This is a genomic window from Bacillus sp. XT-2 (assembly GCF_025696525.1).
Taxonomy (GTDB): domain Bacteria; phylum Bacillota; class Bacilli; order Bacillales; family Bacillaceae; genus Bacillus; species Bacillus halotolerans.
Window position 1 is genome coordinate 58,362 of sequence record NZ_JAHVOC010000011.1, and the last position, 19,554, is coordinate 77,915.

Here is a 19,554-nt window from a genome sequence, read left to right on the forward strand (position 1 = left end):
AGTGTATAATGAGTTGGAGATTATTGGGGAAAGAAATATCGAATTGTATATGATTGGAGAGACCATTGCTGATTAAAAAGAATGCTTTATCAATTTTAAAAATCGTTTTTCCTGTTGCTGTTTTACTATTTGTGTTTTATCAGTCGAAAAAAGAATTGACAAACCTGTCATTCAAACGAACGCTTATGGTAATCAACGGGCTGGAGCGGACCGACTTATTCATTCTTGTGCTCATCGGCCTGCTTGCTGTTGCGGCCATGTCACTATATGATTACGTTCTTAAATATTCGCTGCGCCTTTCGATCACAAACGGAAAGGTGTTCAGAGTATCCTGGATTGCCAATTCATTTAATAATGTCCTTGGCTTCGGCGGTTTAGCCGGTGTCGGGTTAAGAATGATGTTCTATAAGGAGCATACGAAAGACCATAAGGCGCTCGTGAAAGGAATCGCCTGGCTTACGTCATCTATGCTGCTCGGGCTATCTGTTTTCAGCATTTTCGTCGCAGCGCGGGTGCTGCCAGTGGATGAAGTGATCCATGAAAAGCCCTGGCTGTGGGCAGTCGTTATCGGTTTCGCGCTGATTTTGCCGTTATCCTTGGCGGTGGCCAAAATAAAAGGCCGCAAAGCCGGAGACGAAGAAAATGAGGATAAAGTGAAAAATCCGATTTTTGCTTATATCGGCGCTTCCGTTGCCGAATGGCTCATGGCTGGAGTCGTCATCTATTTTGCTTTGTTCGCCATGGGCATTCATGCTGATATCCGGTATGTGTTCGGAGTGTTCGTCATTGCGGCGATCGGCGGGATGATCAGCCTCGTGCCGGGCGGTTTCGGCTCGTTCGACCTTTTGTTTTTGCTCGGTATGGAGCAGCTTGGCTATCATCAGGAAGCCATTGTTACGTCAATCGTTTTGTACAGGCTCGCCTATTCATTTATTCCATTTGTTTTGGGGCTGTTCTTTGCTGCCGGCGACCTGACCGAAAATACAATGAAACGGCTCGAAACGAACCCGCGAATTGCACCGGCTATCGAAACGACAAACGTGCTGCTTGTCGTACAGCGGGCCATGTTAGTGAGGATTTTGCAGGGATCGCTTTCACTTATTGTGTTCGTAGCCGGTCTCATTGTCCTTGCGTCGGTGTCACTGCCGATTGATAGGCTGACAGTCATTCCGCACATTCCCCGTCCGGTCCTTTTGCTGTTCAACGGGCTGTCCTTAAGCTCAGCGCTCATTTTGCTGATATTGCCGATCGAGCTTTATAAACGGACAAAACGGTCCTATACAATGGCGATTACAGCGCTTGTCGGCGGATTTGTTTTCAGCTTTTTAAAAGGGCTCAATATCAGTGCAATATTCATATTGCCGATTATAATCGTCTTGCTTGTGCTGCTGAAAAAACAATTTGTCAGAGAACAGGCTTCCTATACGCTAGGGCAAATGATTTTCGCTGCTGCCCTGTTTACTGTGGCGCTGTTTAACTATAACCTTATCGCAAGCTTCATCTGGGATCGGATGAAAAAGGTGCTGCGCCACGAATATTTCGTCCACAGCACTTCCCATATTACACATGCGACCATCATGGCAGTCATCGCCGTTCCGCTGTTCTTCTTTATTTTTACAGTGGTGTACCATAAGAAAACCAAACCAATTGGGGAAAAAGCTGATCCAGAACGTCTTGCTGCGTTTCTCAATGAAAAAGGCGGCAACGCGCTGAGCCATCTCGGCTTTCTCGAAGATAAGCGGTTTTATTTTTCAAGTGACGGAAATGCCCTGCTTCTGTTTGGAAAAATCGCCAGACGGCTGGTCGTGCTCGGCGATCCGTCAGGCCAAAGAGAATCGTTCCCGCTCGTGCTGGAAGAATTTCTGAACGAAGCGCATCAAAAGGGTTTCAGCGTTTTGTTTTATCAAATTGAACGAGAGGACATGGCGCTGTACCACGATTTTGGGTATAACTTTTTTAAACTTGGCGAGGAAGCCTATGTGGACTTAAACACGTTTACCATATCAGGGAAGAAAAAAGCCGGCCTGCGGGCAATCAATAACCGGTTTGAACGGGAGGAATATACTTTCCATGTAGATCATCCTCCATTTTCAGAAGCGTTTTTAGAAGAGCTTAAACAAATCTCCGATGAATGGCTCGGCTCGAAAAAGGAGAAGGGCTTTTCGCTCGGGTTCTTTGACCCGTCATATTTACAGAAAGCGCCGATCGCCTATATGAAAAATGCCGAAGGGGACATTGTCGCTTTCGCCAATATCATGCCGATGTATCAGGAAGGCGAAATCTCGGTCGATCTGATGCGCTATCGCAGCGACGCCCCGAACGGTATTATGGATGCCTTGTTCATCCGCATGTTTTTATGGGCGAAGGAGGAGGGGTGCACGTCATTTAACATGGGCATGGCGCCCTTGGCCAATGTCGGCACGGCCTTTACATCCTTCTGGTCAGAGCGCTTCGCGGCTGTCATTTTTAATAATGTTCGGTACATGTACAGCTTCAGCGGGCTCCGAGCATTTAAAGAAAAATACAAACCCGAATGGCGCGGAAAATACTTGGCGTATCGGAAAAACAGATCTCTTTCTGTCACCATGTTCCTCGTCACGCGTCTGATCGGCAAAAGCAAAAAAGACTCCGTCTAAACAGACGGAGTTCTTTTTTTATTTAGACTTTAAGAAATACGTTTCAATATCGTCAAGCAGATAGTTTGCGGCTTTTATTCCGCCTGCGGTTGTCCACACGACATCATCGACCTCATGGGCGTTCCCTGATTTCACAGCCTTGAGGTTTTTCCATAGTGAACTGCTCGTCCACTGATTGGCCCATTTCTCATTATCTTTTGCATTATCGGCTTTATAAGTGAAATAAAAAAGCACATCGCCATCCATATCAGGAATGGATTCTTTGCTGTCTGTTGAGAACGTGAATTGGTCCTTTTGTTTCTTGAATAGCTCAACTTGCTTTTCAGGACGTTTAAAACCAAGCTGGTCTAAAATAATGCCAGAGAATGAATCCTTATAATAGATTCTTGACTCGCCGGACAGAAAGCGTACAACAGACACGGTTTTGTTTGTCTGATCGCCAAGCTTATCTTTCATATCGGCAACGCGCTTATCAAAATCGGCAATGACTTCTTTGCCTTTGTCCGCCTTATTCACCGCGTCGGCATAAAGAGTCAGGTTATCCTTCCAGTTCCCGGCTAAAGATTCAGCAAAAACCGTCGGCGCAATCGCATTTAACTGATCATAAATCTTTTCTTGGCGCACTTTATTTCCAATAATCAAATCAGGCTTTAATTCCGCGATGGCTTCCACATTCGGTTCAGTTTCTAGCCCGACGTTTTTAACACCTTTCATATCGTCTTTCAGGTAGTCATACCACGGGTCGCCCTTCCATGACTTCACGGCCCCGACAGGTTTAATGCCAAGCGCTAAAAGCGCCTCTGTTCCTTCATTTGTTAAGACGACAATCCGTTTTGGATGGGCTGGAATGTTGTCTGATGTACCCATCGCATGTTTAACCGTTCTTGTTTTGCTGCTTGACCCCTCGCTGTTACTTGAACTTTCTGAACTATTACAGGCAGAAAGCACCATAACGGCCATAAGTAATACAAATAGCATGCTGATATGCTTTTTCATCTTTTTCCTCCCAATATTGAAATTCATTATCATTTAGATCATAATAAGCAGTGGTGAGAGTGTCAATCATTAATTGAGGATGATTCTCAAAAACAACCAATTTACTGCAGTCATGATCAAGAATGTTACATAGTAAATCACTAGGAGAATTGGATGATGATCTTCAAAAAGGCTTATTCGAAATGGATTTTGTTATTATGTCTGCTTTTCGTTTTGCTGGCGGCTGTCTGCGCAAGTGTCATATACGGCTATACCGGTACGTCATGGGGACAGGTCTATCAAGCGTTTACATCTTTTAACGGATCAAATGAGCAAGTCATCATTAAAGACGTCAGGCTCCCGCGCGCCTTGGTTGCCACGGTCGTCGGCGCTTCCCTTGCGGCTGCCGGCGCTCTGATGCAGGCGCTGACAAAAAACCCGCTAGCATCACCAGGGATTTTCGGAATCAACGCAGGGGCCGGCTTTTTTATTGTTGCCGGATCATTTTTTCTGCATATTCAATCACCCCAAGCGCTTGTATGGAGCTCGTTTCTCGGTGCTTCCTTTACCGCCGCGATTGTCTATGCCGCAGGTTCGCTTGGAAGGGAAGGGCTCACGCCGATCAAATTGACGCTGGCTGGAGCAGCCATGGCGGCAATGTTTTCTTCGCTGACACAAGGCATGCTTTCCGTCAATGAACTCGAGCTGGCTCAGGTGCTATTTTGGCTGACGGGCTCTGTGCAGGGCAGGAGTCTCGATTTGCTGATGACAATGCTTCCATATGCCGCGGCGGCGCTTTTAATCAGCTGTTTCCTCGGCCGAAAAATTAATCTTCTTGTCATGGGAGAAGATGTTGCCAAAGGACTTGGTCAAAAAACGGGACTGCTGAAATTCGCTATGGCACTATGCATTGTCCTGCTTGCCGGTTCGGCTGTCGCCATTGCCGGGCCGATTTCCTTTATCGGCATCATCATCCCGCACTTTGCCCGCTTTATCATCGGCAATGATTATCGCTGGGTTCTGCCGTTTTCCGCTGTGTTGGGTGCGATTTTACTTGTTGCCGCGGACATCGGGGCACGATATATCATTATGCCTCAGGAAGTTCCTGTCGGGGTTATGACGGCGATTATCGGCATGCCAGTGTTTGTTTACATCGCAAGAAGGGGGGCGAATCTATGAAACTTCGTTTTGGCATTACAGCGGCTGAAAAGAAAGCATGGATTGTCTTTTTTGTTTTACTCGGTTTAACAGCGGCTGTGTTCATCATAAGCGCCGGTCTCGGACAGCGGTTCATTCCTCCTTGGGATGTGGCCAAAACATTTTTCGGTGCAGGTTCAAAGCTCGATGAAATGATGGTGATGTCGTTCCGCATGCCAAGAATTTTGACAGCTGTATGCGCCGGCGTTTGCTTGGCTGCAGCAGGCGCAATTTTGCAGGGGCTGGTCAGAAACCCTCTCGCATCCCCGGATATTATCGGAATCACGGGCGGAGCGGCTGTGGCTGTGGTGCTTGTCATGATGTTCTTCTCAGACCGAAGCGATTCACTGACGATCAGTCTGTCATGGCTTCCGGCTGCCGCATTTATCGGGGCATCAGTTGTTGGACTTATCGTTTATTTACTCGCATACAAAAATGGCGCCTCCACGTTTCGGCTGGTGCTGATCGGAATCGGATTTTCAATGTCTGCACAAGCGATGACCACATTGCTCATGATCAAAGGACCGATCTACAGGGCGTCCCAAGCCAATGTATATATAACAGGTTCGGTCTACGGATCTAACTGGCAGCATGTAAAAATAGCCGTGTTGCTGTCTGTCATTCTCTTATTCATTTGTTTTATCTGTCTTAAAAATATGAATATACAGATGCTCGGTGAAGATATTGCGGCAGGCGCGGGAAGCTCCGTGCAAAGAAACCGGTTCTTCCTCCTTCTGCTGAGTACGGCTCTTACGGGCTGTGCGGTTTCGGTTGCCGGAACGATTGGTTTTGTCGGTCTGATGGCGCCGCACATCGCAAGGCGTCTCGTCGGCTCGTCTTACGGTGCGCTGCTCCCGGCATCTGCACTGATCGGGGCTCTGCTCGTATTAGGGGCAGACATCATCGGCAGAACCTTATTTGCCCCGGTCGAAGTTCCGGCAGGCGTTTTTACAGCGGCGATCGGCGCCCCCTATTTTATTTATTTGCTCTATAAAACAAGAAATTCCTGATTGTAAGAACCCATTTTCTCTGCAAAGAAAATGGGTTCTTGATATTGACTGAAAATTCCCTCTAATATTTTGTTATACTGACAGAGACATTGATGTAGAAAGGATGGCAGGCGAATGAAAGCAGAGGTATTAAAATATGAAGCATTTACGGAAAATCCCGGCAAAGGAAACCCCGCGGGAGTGGTATTGCACGGGGACCATTATACAGAAGAAGAAATGCAGAGAATAGCTGAAATCGCAGGATATTCAGAAACCTCCTTTATTCGGAACAGCGAGGCGGCTGATCTTGAACTCCGTTACTTCACTCCTGGACACGAAATGAATTTATGCGGACATGCGACGGTCGCTTCCCTATACGCATTATGTGAAAAAGGAAGGCTGGAGATTGGTAAAACGTACAGCATCCAGACAAAAGCCGGTATCTTGCCAGCAAACATTTCTGAAAAAGAGGGGCGCATCCATATCACACTTGAACAGGCTGCTCCGAAATTCAAACCATTTACGGGCGACCGGGAAAGGCTCGCGGACGCATTGGGAATTACGGCGGAGGACTTTCATGAGGACCTTCCAATTGTTTTTGGCAGTACAGGCATATGGACTGCAATCGTTCCGCTCAAATCATTAGAAGCCTCTAAAAAAATGGTGCCGAATAACAAACAATTTCCGGATGTTCTAGTTGATCTGCCAAAAGCCTCAGTGCATCCGTTTACCTTTGAAACGATTCACTCTGACAGCGACCTGCACGGGCGCCACTTTTCGTCGCCGTATTCAGGAACAATAGAAGATCCCGTGACTGGCACAGCATCCGGTGTGATGGGAGCTTACATGCAGCAATACGGCCGGTCAGGGCAGCGTACATTCATCATTGAACAAGGACAGGAGATGGGGAAAGACGGAAGAGTGGAAATTGAAATAAATGGAGATAACGATCACATCAAAGTGAACATGACAGGGACTGCCGTTTACTCAGAAACTCGGATTCTTGAAATCTAATATGGCTGACGGTTTACAAAAAGCTGCACTTTCCGTTATGATTATGATTGATAATCATTTTCAATTGGATAGAAAGGGTGAAGCGGTATGCCTCAAGCCGAACAGATAAATCAAGATTCAGCACTGCGGGATATCATACGCAGCAGAAGATCAATCCGTAAATTTAAACAAGATCCCGTACCTCCGGCTGTCATCCTTGACATGCTAGAAACGGCAAAATATGCGCCAAATCACAGAGTGACGGAACCTTGGAGATTTATTTACGTTTCCAGTGAAACAGGAAAAGCAAGCTTGATTAAAACCTTTGCTTCATTTTCTAAAAAATCAGAGCCGGACATGACGGAAGAAAAACTCCAAAATTTCAAAAAGACACTCAGCCGTGTGCCGGGATTTCTGCTCGTTGTATTTCAGGAAGATGAGAACGAAAGAGCAAGAGATGATGATTTTGCGGCAACCAGCTCATTGATTCAAAACCTCCAGCTTCTTGCCTGGGAAAAAGGAATCGGCATGGTTTGGAAAAGCGGAAAGATCCTCTATGATAAAGACGTGCATCAAGCCTTCGGTTTACAGGATAACGAGCGCTTCGCCGCGATCATACAAACAGGCTATCCTGATGAAATGCCGGAAGTGAAAAAACGCACACCGATAAAGGAACGGTTCACCGAGCTGTAAAAAACCCCCTGTCTCAAGCAGAGACAAGGGGTTTTTCATTAACGTTTTTTGCTTTTCGCTCTGCTGTCGGCCGCTTTCGCGCGCTCCTGCGCTTTGCGGTCATCCGCATCAGCGAGTTCGCTTGAATATTCCTCGTAAACGCCGTCAGTTTCCCGTTTTAACGCATCGGGAACCTGAGGAAGTTTTTGTTTGTTTTTATCACGGTTTTTGTGGATATGATTTCTGCCCATATCAAATTCCCCCTAAAAAGTGATATCAAACAAACATAGTATCTGCTTTCTGGCGCTATGTATCCCTACTTCCGCTTAGCAGCTTTTTCCGCCTTTTTAAATTCACTCGAATAAAGAACTTCCTGCATTTTCTTCAGGTTGGCTCCTTGCTGGTGCTTCTCCCTCTTCTTTTCCATAAAAGGACCTCCTTCAACCATGTTATTCTTAAGGTTGACGCTTCCTTCCGTTTTTATACAGCCTTTTGGTCCGTCAGCAGCTGCGAGAGGGCGAATTCAAGGTCTGAATATGTAAAACGGAATCCGGACGTAATTGCTTTTTTAGGCAGAGCGCGCTGTCCTTTCACAATAAGCAGGCTCATTTCTCCCAATGCTTTTGATAAAAAGAATGCTGGAACGGGGAGCCAGTGGGGACGGTGTTTCACCCGTGCAATCGTTTTTCCGAACTGCTTCATTTCAACCGGATTAGGCGCTGTCACATTAACAGGACCTGAGATGCTGTCGTTTTCGATTGCATATGCAATCAGCTGGGCGGCGTCCTCCACGTGAATCCAGGACAGCCACTGATTGCCCGTCCCGATCGTTCCGCCGGCCAGCAGTTTATATGGCAGAACCATCAGCGGGAGAGCGCCTTTTTCTCCGAGCATCACGCCAAATCTCGCGTAAACCGTTCGAATGCCCATCATTTCTATATTTTGCCCTTCCCGTTCCCACATATGTGCAGTGTGGCTGAGAAAATCCTCGTCCGACGTGGGAGAGTCTTCTGTAAAGGTTTTTTCAAGGCTAGTGCCGTAAATGCCCACTGCACTGGCTTGAATAAGCGCCTTCGGTTTTTCCGCCTGTTTATGAATAAGCCGCCGTACTTCCCGGGTTGCATCGATCCGGCTGGAGAGAATTTGCTGCTTCGTTTTTTCATTCCAGCGGCCAAAAATCGATTTTCCCGCAAGATTTACCCAAACATCAATATGAGGAAGTTCTTGTTCAGGCGCAGCTTCTTCAGTCAGCCATTGGACATAACTGATATTTTTTTGTTCAGTTTTTGGCGCGTTTCTTGATAAAATATAAACATGATGTCCCTGGCGGGTGAGGACGCCAGTCAGATGCGTACCGAGAAAACCCGTTCCGCCCGTCATTGCAATATTCATAAACATCTCTCCTCATCGTTCTGATAACTATACTTTACCTCATTTTGATCATAGAAAACGCGTTTGAGACCGGAGAAGGGAGATTAAGATGCCATTTATTACAAAGATTTCAGCGCAAAAAAAGAATACGGAACGCTTTAATATTTTTCTGGATGAAAAATATGCTTTCAGTGTTGACGCAGATGTGCTCGTGAAATTTGAGCTTAAAAAGGGAAAAGAGCTTGATGACCTCGAGATCATTGAGATTCAATACGGAGATGAAGTGAAAAAAGGCTTCAACCGTGCGATTGATTTTTTATCCTATCGAATGCGGTCAATGAAAGAGGTAGAAGACCATTTAAAGAAAAAAGATACCTCGGCGCCCGTCATTGCGGAAGTGATTCATAAGCTGAACGATTACAACTATTTAAATGACCAAGAGTTTGCGGCGGCCTATGTGAGCACCCACAAAAAAACAAACGGAAAAGGGCCTGACGTTTTGTTCAGAGAGCTGAAAGCGAAGGGGATTGATGACGACACCATCAAAGATACGCTGAGTTCTTTCTCCTTTGAAGAACAGACGGAAAAAGCAGTTAAGCATATCGAAAAGCTTCTGAAGAAAGACAAGAAACTCTCTTCAAAAGAAATCAAACAGCGAGCACAGATGCAGCTGCAGCGCAAAGGCTTCTCATTTGATGTCATCTCTGCGGCGCTGGAGCAGATTGAATACGAAAATGATGAAGACACTGAAAAAGAAGCGCTGCGTCTTCATGCGGAAAAAGCGTTTAGAAAATACCGTTATGACGGCTCCTATGAAAGTGCCATGAAGGTCAAACAATTTTTATTCAGAAAAGGATTCTCACTCGATTTAATCGAGCAATTTCTGCAGGAAGAGGAGTAGCTGAAAATGGAGAAACGATACAGTCAAATGACAACGCACGAACTCAATACAGAAATCGCAGGACTCTCTGAAAAAGCAAGAAAAGCGGAACAGCTTGGAATCATAAATGAACTGGCAGTGCTCGAACGGAAAATTGCCATGGCAAAGGCATACTTGCTGAACCCGGAGGACTTCACGCCGGGAGAAACGTATGTTGTGGACGGCTCTGAGGACGAGTTTCGCATTAACTATTTAAATGGCGTTTTCGCTTGGGGATACAGAACATCGGCTCCCGATCAAGAAGAAGCGCTTCCAATCTCAGTATTACAGCAAAAGAAGCAGGGATAACCGAGAGGCTGAATATCAGCCTCTTTTTTATTTGAGCACACTCAAGGCGATTTTTAGAGAAAAAATGATTGAATTCACCCTGGATTTCTTTTAAGATGGAACTCGTTGTTTTTTCACATTAAAGGAGGCGATGACGTTGAGTATGAAAAATCCATCAGTAAAATTAATTATTTTTGTTCTAATGATCTGCACGTTTTCAATTGGATACACAGAATATGCGGTGATGGGTATTTTGACGTCGATTGCCGATGACTTTCATATACATGTTTCCTCTGCGGGACTCCTTGTCACCGCTTATGCGGCAAGCGTCTGTGTGACAGGCCCGCTCGTCACGATTGTTTCTGTTAAGCTCCCGAGAAAGCCGGTGCTTCTTGGATTGATGGGGATTTTCATCCTTTCCAACCTGATGAGCGCACTGGCACCGAATTTTGCGGTATTGGCGGTCTCAAGAATTTTATCTGCTTCCATTCACGGCGCTTTCTTTGCGATTGCGATGGTATTCGCTAGTGAAATGGTGCCGCCGGAAAAACGCGCCGCAGCCGCTGCGTCTATGAACGGCGGTTTAACAGTGGCTTTGATGCTGGGTGTTCCATTCGGTTCCTACTTGGGTGATGTCCTAAACTGGAGAGTCGTGTTTTCCATCATTACGGTGCTTGGAGTGATCGGATTTGTAGGCCTGATGGCTACCGTGCCGAACAGAAAACCAAAAGTCATCCCGATGCTCATGAATGAGTGGGGAGTATTTAAACACAAACAGGTGCTGTATTCCTTTGCGATTACAATTTTAGGCTATTCAGGCGTATTTATCGCGTATACGTTTATCGAACCGATTTTAAGAAATTCAGCAGGTTTCAGCACAGTCGGCATTACAGGTGCCCTCTTCGCCTATGGGTTGGGAGGGGTTGCGGGAAATTTCTTTGCGGGAAAAGTGCCGCTTCCTCTGCTGACCCGGACCATGATTGGCGTCATGATCGGTTTGATCGGCGTACTTGCGGTATTTCCGTACATCGCCGTTTATCCGGCCGCAGCCATTGTCGCGACTTTCTTATTTGGAGCTTGCGCATTCGGCACACCGCCTCTTTTGCAAACAAAGGTGCTTTCTTCATCTGAGAACGGCACAACGATCGCCGCAGCTGTGAGCGTGTCTGCATTTAACCTGGCTAATGCGCTCGGTGCTTGGATCGGCGGCATCATTTTAAGCGGAACCGGCTCTTATTCCTGGCTGTTTGCGGGAGGAGCGCTGATGACCGCGTGCGGACTGGTGCTCTCAACATTTGCGCATCTGTCTGAAAAGAAAAGCGTCTATGAGTATCAAGTCAATAAAGGCTAAAAAACAGCTGCACATGTGCAGCTGTTCTTCTTTTATCGTTTGCCGGAGGCTCTCATTTTTTCCTGAGGATGCTGGTTGATTGACCCGTCAGGACGCTTTGAAGCATAGTCGTCCTTTGCTCTCGGTTCACCTTGAAACTTGTTTTCGTTTTCGTAAGGAAATCCTTTTTCTTTATTGCGGACCATGTCATATCCCCCTAGGTTCGAGATCAAAAAGTTGCGTCTTGCCAGATGAAGACGTAAGGTTAGTATATGGAGAACATGAAGTTTTAAAGCGTAATTTTTTTCCTGAAGGAAAGGAGACCACCAAATGAATACGTATATTGAGAAACTGACAAATCTGCTTCTGGAAAAAAACGATATGATCAGCTACATTCAGGCGAAAACATGGGTGGAATTGTTATGGAGCGACTTTGAAGCAACCTATGCAAAAGCCGGACACGCCTACCAAGGCGAAAAAATGACCGAAAAAATCGTCACACAGTGGATTGAGAACTATGGCGGCCAGCTCCACCTTTTCCAAAGCGGCCGTGAAGACGTGAATGATTACTTAAACCAAAGCAGAGGGCTTTTACATTAACACAGCCTGCCGGCAAAGTACGGCAGGCTGTTTTTTACACATTTGTATTAAGTACATCACTAATCACCATTCTAAGCATAAAACCAAGAAAAGCAGTATATGCAATCAGCTGCAGATAGGACAGAGGAAGCATGGATTGATGAATAAGAACAACACCTATAAGCAAAATAACAATCATCACCCAATGTGATATATAGCCTGCGAAATGAGCATTTGAGCGGGTGCGTTGGTCATTCTGAAAGTGTACGTTTCCCCAGAGTTTATTTCTATGAATATGTGCGGCAGAATAAAGAACTCGTGCAGTTCCGATGACTGCTAACAGAAGTGTTAAAGTTGAAGGTGAATGCCAATAAAGGACACACAATAAAATGGGAAGCAAAGTTTGCAAAAACAGTACGATACGTCATGTTCATATTATTTGTCTCCTTCTATCCAGAATAATTGATCTAATGAGCACTCTAATACTGAAGATAATTTAATTGCAGTGCCTATCGAGGGTTCATATCTTTGTTTTTCAATTGCAATGACCGTCTGTCTTGTCACTTGAATGTTTTCTGCCAGCTGATCCTGTGTCCATCCTTTAGCTTTTCTGTATTCTTTTACACAATTACGAACCCCGTGCTTCATCTTATTTGATCCTCTCTCATTATGTAACGTATACCTTACATAATGTATCATACAAAGATTAGAATGTAATGTACACCTTACAAACCTTAAAATTTCCTTAACTGTTAGAAAAAATAAACAAAAAGTGTTTCATCCTCCAGGCAATCAGGGAATACCTCTTATATCTTGTCAAAATCCGAGGAGGAGCTATGTATGAAAAAGAAACAAGTATTGCTCGCTTTAACTGCCGCCGCAGGACTGAGTTTCACAGCATGTAGCACTGCTCCCGCAGCAAAAGCTGCAACCCTTCAGACCATAAATGTCACCATGCCATCATCAGATTCTTATATGATTAAAGCAGGAAAACTGAATGTCCGGGCTGAGCCAAAACAAAAAAGCGCGATTCTCGGCACAGTATCATCTGAACAGAAAGTCACTGTAAAGAGATTTGCTAATGCTGATTGGGCTCAAATCGAATTCAAAGGAAAAAAGGATATATTTCAACACACTTCTTAATGAAAACCGCAAGTCAAGCAAAAACAGCAAAACAGACTGCCTTCTATTCTCCAACACCGGAAAATGGAAAAGCCAAGCAGCTTTCCTCGGGGACAGAAGTCACTTTGCTCGGCTGGGGATTCAGTGAAAACGGAGGATTTGATTTCAGCTGGGCATTCGTTGATCACGGCGGGATAAAAGGCTATATTCCGACAAAGGATTTACAAATACGCTAAATAGACAGGCTCATGCTTGTCTTTTTGTCAGGATATTGAAACATTTCTTCTTTCTGAACGTAACAATGAGAGAGGAGATGATCAGATGGCATGTTTAGTCGGCGGAGGGCTCATGATGATTGCAGGTCTTTTTATCAAATTGTTCCCTCCAAAGTCCATTAACAGTATATATGGATTCAGAACGAGACGCTCAATGTCAGATCAAAAGTTATGGAATGAAGCCAACCGTTACAGTGCGGCGCTCATGATCCTGTCAGGTTTGATTGTCTTGGGGGCCGGGGTGCTCCTGAGATCAAGCTTTATCATCCTTCAGCTGATCTTGCTTGTTGCTGCTTGTATCATCACTTTTATACTGACAGAGAAAAGGCTGAAACATATGACGCAAAGTCAAGGAGGAGATTTAAGTGGAAGGAGTTAACAGCCAGTTTGTCAAAACAAATGGAGTCACACTCCACGTTGCTTCTGCAGGACCGGAGGACGGCCCGCTTATCGTCCTGCTCCATGGATTTCCTGAGTTTTGGTATGGCTGGAAAAACCAAATCAAACCGCTTGCGGACGCGGGGTACCGGGTGATTGCTCCTGATCAGCGAGGTTACAATCTCAGTGACAAACCGGAAGGAATTGAGGCATATCGGATTGATACATTAAGAGATGATATCATTGGGCTTATTTCGCAATTCACTGATCAAAAAGCAATCGTGATCGGTCATGACTGGGGAGGAGCAGTAGCCTGGCACTTGGCATCAACACGTCCGGAATATCTTGAAAAGCTTATCGCCATTAACATACCGCATCCGCACGTCATGAAAACCGTAACGCCAGTCTACCCTCCGCAATGGCTGAAAAGCTCATACATTGCCTTCTTCCAGCTGCCGGACAAACCGGAGGCCGCGTTAACAGAAAACGACTATGAGAAATTAGATAAAGCCATCGGGCTATCTGGTCGGCCGGAGCTTTTTTCTTCTGAGGATATCAATAAGTACAAAGAAGCGTGGAAGCAGCCTGGCGCCCTGACGTCAATGCTGAACTGGTACAGGGCCCTCAGAAAAGGCAGCCTTGCAGAAAATTCCCGCGAATGCCATACAGCCCCTTACCGGATGATCTGGGGAATGGAAGACCGCTTTTTAAGCAGAAAGCTTGCAAAAGAAACAGCAAGACGCTGTCCAAACGGGCATTTAATATTTGTGGATGAAGCGTCCCATTGGATCAGCCACGAAAAGCCGGCCATCGTGAATCAGCTTATTTTAGAATATCTTGAAAACCAATAAGTCAGATTTTCTTTGCACCGTCTGTCGAAATGGCAGACTTTTTCTATGCTTTTTTTTCATACTCTATTTTAAACCTGACAAAATAACATTACATATACTCAAATGTCATACCAAAAATGTAACAAAAAACAGGTTTAAACGACTTTAAAAAAAGGAATAGCCTTATTGAAGATTTGTGTACAATTCCCCTAAGGCAATACTTAAAAAGAATAAAAAAAAGAAGGTGCCTTAATGAAGCAAGGATTAATCTCGATTATTATCCCGTCTTACAATGAAGGTTATAATGTCAAACTCATTCATGAATCTTTAAAAAAGGAATTCAAAAACATTCATTATGATTATGAAATATTCTTCATTAACGACGGAAGTATTGATGACACGCTTCAGCAGATCAAAGACCTGGCATCCAAATGCAGCCGAGTGAAATACATATCATTTTCGCGAAACTTTGGAAAAGAAGCCGCGATCTTGGCCGGATTTGAACATGTTCAAGGCGAGGCAGTTGTCGTGATGGACGCCGATTTGCAGCATCCGACCTATTTGCTGAAGGACTTTATCAAAGGCTACGAGGAAGGCTATGATCAAGTCATTGCCCAGAGGAACAGAAAAGGGGATAACCCCGTGCGTTCGCTTCTTTCGTCCCTTTACTACAAGTTCATTAATAAAGCGGTGGAAGTTGATTTGCGTGACGGTGTCGGAGACTTTCGTCTGTTAAGCCGCCAAGCTGTGGATGCACTTTTGAAATTGAGCGAAGGCAACCGCTTTTCAAAAGGCCTGTTTTGCTGGATCGGCTTCGAACAGAAAATTGTTTTTTACGAAAATGTCGAAAGAAAAAACGGCACATCCAAATGGTCATTCAGCAGCCTTTTTAATTACGGAATGGACGGCGTTGTCTCCTTTAACCATAAACCGCTGAGAATATGCTTTTACACCGGCATTTTTGTATTGCTGCTCTCTCTTATTTATATCATAGCCACGTTCGTCAAAATTCTTACAAACGGTATTTCTGTACCCGGATATTTCACAATTATATCTGCGGTCTTATTCCTTGGCGGGATTCAGCTGTTAAGCCTTGGCATCATAGGAGAATACATCGGCAGAATCTATTACGAAACAAAAAAACGTCCGCATTATTTGATCAAAGAAGCAAATATCCCGAGCAAAGATCTGCCTGAAACGAACGAATTGAAAAACATGCGGCGCCTGACCAAACTGCACTGAAATGAATCAATTGCCATTGGCAGTGCTTTTTTGCATGCTTACAGTTAACGGCAAGACTGGAGAATCCTTATGAAAAAAAGAAAACATGTCATGATTTATGCGGCCAGTCTGTTCATAGCCGTTCTTGCGCACGCTTTTTTTGTGAAAGAATGGGCGGAAGGCAGATATATGACCGGTCCCGGTGACGGACTGGCGCAAATGATCGTATTTAAGAAATTATTATATGAACAATACACGCAAGGAAACTTTTTCTATCATTATTCATTCGGACTCGGCGGCGGCACATTCAGTCAGCTTGGCTATTATTTTTCTGCTTCTTTCCTTTTTCTTGTGACATCCGCCGCAGTTTGGCTGCTGCAATCGGTTCATCTCATCGGTGAGGCGGATACGCTTTTTTGGGCACAGTCAGCCGTTTTTATCAGCATTTTTAAGCTGAGTCTGATTATTTTTACAGCAGCTTCTGTTTTCAGCTATTTGCTCAAACGCAGAGCAGCGGCGTTTACGGGTGCTGTACTATACGGAGTATCGATTATTTACTTTCGCCATGAAGCGTATTGGGAATTTTTCACCGATACAATGATTTGGCTCCCGCTTCTCGTGCTCGGAGCGGAAAAAATCATCAGGGAGCGGCGTCCGGCATGGTTTATCATTGCTTGCTCACTGAGCTTAATCAACAATTTTTACTTTGCATACATAAATCTGATTTTCATTGGAATTTATATTTTGTTCAGATGGCTGATCAAGCTGGAAGATCATGAAGTGAAAAAATGGGTTCAATGCAGAATGTTTTTAGTCTCGGGACTCATTTCTTTCGGTATCAGTGCGGCGGTATTTGTGCCGGTGGTTTACGGGTATTTAAATAACCTGCGCCCTCCGTATAATGAAAAAATAGAGTGGCTGAATTTCGATGATAATATTTTATTTTCAAGCAGGATTATCGTGGTGCCAGCCATCTTTTTGCTGTTTTTGTTTGTCATTTCTTTTTATAAACACCGGGTGTTTCGCCTTTTTGCCGGATTGAGCCTTCTGTTTATCCTCTTTCATTTCAGTCCGTACGCTGCAAGCGCCTTTAACGGCTTTTCCGCACCGCAAAACCGGTTTGAATATATTTTGGCCTTTACAATCGCCGGAGCAGCCGCCGCAGGTTTATCACAGCTGCAGGAGCTGAGGCGGAAAGAACTGCTTCCTGCAGCAGCGATTGTTCTGCTTCTTTATTGGTATCATGTCCAAAGGTATGAGCTTGATATATGGAAGCCAGCGAATGAAAGCATCCTACTGCTTTTGTTCCTGACAATCGCTGCTTTGTTTACCGCAGTTTTTGTGAAAAAACGGGCAAAGCTGGCTGTATACGTTGTGGTGATTCTGTCTTCGCTGCTTGTCGCTAACACCTATCAGAAATATGCGCTCTCAGAAGGAGGCGGGCTGGACAGTGTCTCAAAATCCTATATTACAAGCGAGGAATACAAAGGAGACGAACAATCTCAGCTCATCAGACGTGTGCAAAAGGAAGACAATGATCCGCTCTTGAGAATCGACTGGATGAATGGCGTCCGCAATAACACTCCGATTATTTACGGGTTTAATGGATTCAGCGCCTACTCGAGCATTTTAAACAGCCATTTGCTCTCCTTCTATTGGAATGATCTTCGCATCGATATGGGAAGAGAAAGCGTCAGCCGCTACGCTTCATTGGGGGACAGAGCGAATTTGTACAGCCTGCTTTACGGCAGATATTATATGACGGAAAAAGTAAACGAAGCGAATGTTCCATACGGCTTTACAAAACATATGGAATCAGAGCACTACACCGTTTATGAAAATCAATACATGCTTCCTTTCGTCAAATCAGTCGATAAAGTTTACTCAGAAAGGGATTTGGAAAAATTGCCGGCTCTTGCGAAAGAGCAAGCGATGCTGAAAGGAATTGTGTTAGCAGATCCAACTGAAAAAACAGAGCAGCCGCCTGATCTGGCGAATCTGATCTCCAAATCGGACATCACTGCAAAACAAGCTCAATATCAAAACGGACTCCTCACTGTAACTGGAGAAAACGGCGGAGAATTGATCATCACTCCGAAAAAGGCGTCAGCCGGTCCGGGCGATTACTATGTCAGTTTTTATTTAAAAAGCAAAGCAAAAGACAAAGGATTTACGCTAAAGGTAAATGATTATGTCACAACAAGAAAATCCAATCAATCGATCTATAAAACGGGTGTAAATGATTTAACCATCAGAGTGCCTAAATCAGACCATATCTCGATCAGGCTTCCGAAAGGAACGTACGAGCTTTCACACATAGCGCTTTATGCAGAAAATTATCAAACATTAAAAAACGCTGTGTCGCAAAACAAAACAGAGAGAACAGACAGCCTGGAATGGAATAAAAACAAGCTGACATTCACATATCACAATTCCAAACCCCAGTACATCATGCTCCCGATTCCGTATGAGAAAGGCTGGGAGCTGAAAATTAACGGAAAACAGCAGAAAATTGAAAAAGCCGATTACACTTTTATCGGTTTTAAGGCGCAAAAGGGAGACAATCAAATTGAACTTACCTACTATCCGCCATATTTTAAAATATCCGCAGTGATGTCTTTCATCAGTCTGCTCTTAGCTGTTTTTTATATAAGACGCAAAAAAGCCCGGCTCTAAATAGAGCCGAGCTTTAATTTTTTCTGAAGCTTTTCTTCGCTGAATATCCAGCCGGTATAAGATGAGCGTATCTCAAGATCATGACTGATATGAACAATTGCGACAAACGGATAGTGCCCTTTACTCCGATAACGCAGGTCAATAAACCGTACCTCGTAATGATCCTTATACGTATCCACTTCCCACCTGTAAACCGGGGAGAACGAAAGAAACGCCGCAATGTTATCATCCTGCTTCGCCGCTTGCATAACGTCGGTTTCAGGCACAGGCACCCGATTAAACGTATCAAGTATCACCACGTGCCCGTCCATGCTCCTTCCTACATAAAAAGCATGCGCAGTTGTAACCGCAATCCGCCATTGCCTGAATTTCATTGTCGGCGAAATGATAATGCTTTCGATCTCTTCATGAATCATCTCACGGAGCTGCCGTTTGATTCGCAGCTGCATCATCAGGCGCAAAATATAATAGCCTGCCAGTATTACGTATAAGGTGAGAAATGTGATACCGGGGCTGCCGCCGACATACCAAACCGCGATGGCCGCCAGATGGCTGATAAATATAAACGGATCAAATGTGTTAATCAGCCCGAGTGCCACCCATTTTTTCGAAAACGGCCGGATGGCTTGTGTTCCGTACGCGTTGAAAATGTCAACAAATACATGTAGCACAACTGCCAGCAATGTCCACAGCCACAGATGCAGAAAATCAGCCTGCGGATAAAATAAATACAAAATCGCCGGAATGATGACAGACCAAAACAAAACGGCGGGAATAGAATGGGTAAAGCCTCTGTGATTTCTTATATAAACAGCATTGTTTTTAAGTTTTAACACAGTATCAATATCAGGAGCCTGTGAGCCCGCAAGCGTAGCGATCATGACTGCGTGAGCCATTGCCGGATCTGTTCCGACAACCGGATCCAGTGTCGCGATTCCGCCGAGGGCTATGCCCATGACAACATGTGTGCCCGTATCCATAGGTGACCTCCTTGCAGGTGTATCCTGCACATTCACTTTTGTAAGACATTACCTATTTTTATATACCCAATCTTTTAACCTGTTTAATCGTTCTCATATGTTTCCGCTTTTTCTTTACTTCTA

Annotated in this window: 20 protein-coding genes and 1 pseudogene; 14 read left to right on the forward strand and 7 right to left on the reverse strand. The window is 44.8% G+C overall.

Annotated features, from left to right (window positions below; translation table 11 throughout):
* The first annotated feature begins 65 nt into the window (after positions 1-65).
* Entirely contained in the window at positions 66-2,636 is a 2,571-nt protein-coding gene (mprF, locus tag KXD37_RS22145; RefSeq protein ID WP_106021592.1) for a bifunctional lysylphosphatidylglycerol flippase/synthetase MprF, read from the forward strand.
* Positions 2,637-2,654: 18 nt separating this feature from the next.
* Here the strand turns inward: mprF and KXD37_RS22150 are convergent, their stop codons facing one another.
* The gene (locus tag KXD37_RS22150; RefSeq protein WP_024120640.1) at positions 2,655-3,632 is read right to left on the reverse strand and encodes an ABC transporter substrate-binding protein; all 978 of its coding nucleotides are present in this window, start codon (positions 3,630-3,632) and stop codon (positions 2,655-2,657) included.
* Between the two features lie 156 nt (positions 3,633-3,788).
* Between KXD37_RS22150 and KXD37_RS22155 the strand changes: the two genes are divergently transcribed.
* The 4 genes from KXD37_RS22155 (at position 3,789) to KXD37_RS22170 (ending at position 7,483) form a co-directional block, all read left to right on the forward strand.
* Positions 3,789-4,790, forward strand: a complete 1,002-nt coding sequence (locus KXD37_RS22155; protein WP_095714809.1) for a FecCD family ABC transporter permease — start codon at positions 3,789-3,791, stop codon at positions 4,788-4,790.
* Entirely contained in the window at positions 4,787-5,818 is a 1,032-nt protein-coding gene (locus KXD37_RS22160) for a FecCD family ABC transporter permease (RefSeq protein WP_024120642.1), read from the forward strand. Before KXD37_RS22155 ends, KXD37_RS22160 begins: the two co-directional genes overlap by 4 nt.
* 114 nt (positions 5,819-5,932) lie before the next feature.
* Positions 5,933-6,811 carry a PhzF family phenazine biosynthesis isomerase gene (locus KXD37_RS22165; RefSeq protein ID WP_106021590.1) on the forward strand — a complete coding sequence of 293 codons (879 nt, stop codon included), beginning with the start codon at positions 5,933-5,935 and terminating at the stop codon, positions 6,809-6,811.
* An 87-nt stretch (positions 6,812-6,898) separates the two neighbouring features.
* A complete protein-coding gene (locus tag KXD37_RS22170) occupies positions 6,899-7,483 on the forward strand; it encodes a nitroreductase (protein WP_263463740.1) in 585 nt (194 codons plus the stop codon).
* Between the two features lie 38 nt (positions 7,484-7,521).
* On the opposite strand, the gene KXD37_RS22175 is transcribed toward KXD37_RS22170, so the two are convergent.
* From KXD37_RS22175 to KXD37_RS22185, 3 genes are all read right to left on the reverse strand, one after another.
* Positions 7,522-7,713, reverse strand: coding sequence for a YfhD family protein (locus KXD37_RS22175; RefSeq protein ID WP_106021588.1), 192 nt, complete (start codon positions 7,711-7,713; stop codon positions 7,522-7,524).
* A 65-nt stretch (positions 7,714-7,778) separates the two neighbouring features.
* Complete coding sequence (locus KXD37_RS22180; RefSeq protein WP_010333447.1) at positions 7,779-7,889, reverse strand: YfhE family protein; 111 nt, start codon at positions 7,887-7,889, stop codon at positions 7,779-7,781.
* A gap of 53 nt (positions 7,890-7,942) precedes the next feature.
* The gene (locus KXD37_RS22185; protein ID WP_106021587.1) at positions 7,943-8,854 is read right to left on the reverse strand and encodes a TIGR01777 family oxidoreductase; all 912 of its coding nucleotides are present in this window, start codon (positions 8,852-8,854) and stop codon (positions 7,943-7,945) included.
* Positions 8,855-8,942: 88 nt separating this feature from the next.
* Here KXD37_RS22185 and recX point away from each other — a divergent pair, with 88 nt between their 5' ends.
* The 3 genes from recX (at position 8,943) to KXD37_RS22200 (ending at position 11,391) form a co-directional block, all read left to right on the forward strand.
* Complete coding sequence (gene recX / locus KXD37_RS22190; RefSeq protein ID WP_106021586.1) at positions 8,943-9,734, forward strand: recombination regulator RecX; 792 nt, start codon at positions 8,943-8,945, stop codon at positions 9,732-9,734.
* A 6-nt stretch (positions 9,735-9,740) separates the two neighbouring features.
* Positions 9,741-10,061: a YfhH family protein gene (locus KXD37_RS22195; protein ID WP_106021585.1), complete on the forward strand. Its 321-nt coding sequence runs from the start codon at positions 9,741-9,743 to the stop codon at positions 10,059-10,061.
* Positions 10,062-10,197: 136 nt separating this feature from the next.
* Positions 10,198-11,391, forward strand: coding sequence for an MFS transporter (locus KXD37_RS22200; protein WP_101860265.1), 1,194 nt, complete (start codon positions 10,198-10,200; stop codon positions 11,389-11,391).
* 32 nt (positions 11,392-11,423) lie between these two features.
* Here the strand turns inward: KXD37_RS22200 and KXD37_RS22205 are convergent, their stop codons facing one another.
* Positions 11,424-11,576: a small, acid-soluble spore protein K gene (locus KXD37_RS22205; RefSeq protein WP_010333452.1), complete on the reverse strand. Its 153-nt coding sequence runs from the start codon at positions 11,574-11,576 to the stop codon at positions 11,424-11,426.
* Between the two features lie 124 nt (positions 11,577-11,700).
* Between KXD37_RS22205 and KXD37_RS22210 the strand changes: the two genes are divergently transcribed.
* A complete protein-coding gene (locus KXD37_RS22210; protein WP_024120650.1) occupies positions 11,701-11,970 on the forward strand; it encodes a YfhJ family protein in 270 nt (89 codons plus the stop codon).
* Positions 11,971-12,384: 414 nt separating this feature from the next.
* Here KXD37_RS22210 and KXD37_RS22215 read toward each other — a convergent pair whose 3' ends face one another.
* On the reverse strand, positions 12,385-12,597 hold the full coding sequence (locus tag KXD37_RS22215; protein WP_010333455.1) for a helix-turn-helix transcriptional regulator: 213 nt from the start codon (positions 12,595-12,597) through the stop codon (positions 12,385-12,387).
* A 192-nt stretch (positions 12,598-12,789) separates the two neighbouring features.
* On the opposite strand from KXD37_RS22215, the pseudogene KXD37_RS22220 reads away from it, so the two are divergent.
* From KXD37_RS22220 to KXD37_RS22240, 5 genes and pseudogenes are all read left to right on the forward strand, one after another.
* Positions 12,790-13,307: pseudogene (locus KXD37_RS22220) on the forward strand (SH3 domain-containing protein).
* A gap of 85 nt (positions 13,308-13,392) precedes the next feature.
* Positions 13,393-13,725, forward strand: coding sequence for an SdpI family protein (locus KXD37_RS22225; protein WP_127695650.1), 333 nt, complete (start codon positions 13,393-13,395; stop codon positions 13,723-13,725).
* Positions 13,712-14,575 (forward strand): alpha/beta fold hydrolase, encoded by an 864-nt coding sequence (locus tag KXD37_RS22230; RefSeq protein ID WP_127695648.1) that lies wholly within the window; start codon positions 13,712-13,714, stop codon positions 14,573-14,575. The genes KXD37_RS22225 and KXD37_RS22230 overlap by 14 nt, the downstream gene beginning before the upstream one ends.
* A 231-nt stretch (positions 14,576-14,806) precedes the next feature.
* On the forward strand, positions 14,807-15,796 hold the full coding sequence (locus tag KXD37_RS22235) for a glycosyltransferase family 2 protein (RefSeq protein ID WP_188323634.1): 990 nt from the start codon (positions 14,807-14,809) through the stop codon (positions 15,794-15,796).
* A 69-nt stretch (positions 15,797-15,865) separates the two neighbouring features.
* Positions 15,866-18,451 (forward strand): YfhO family protein, encoded by a 2,586-nt coding sequence (locus tag KXD37_RS22240; RefSeq protein WP_263463741.1) that lies wholly within the window; start codon positions 15,866-15,868, stop codon positions 18,449-18,451.
* Here KXD37_RS22240 and KXD37_RS22245 read toward each other — a convergent pair.
* A complete protein-coding gene (locus KXD37_RS22245) occupies positions 18,448-19,431 on the reverse strand; it encodes a metal-dependent hydrolase (RefSeq protein WP_024120657.1) in 984 nt (327 codons plus the stop codon). The genes KXD37_RS22240 and KXD37_RS22245 overlap by 4 nt on opposite strands.
* Between the last annotated feature and the right edge of the window lie 123 nt (positions 19,432-19,554).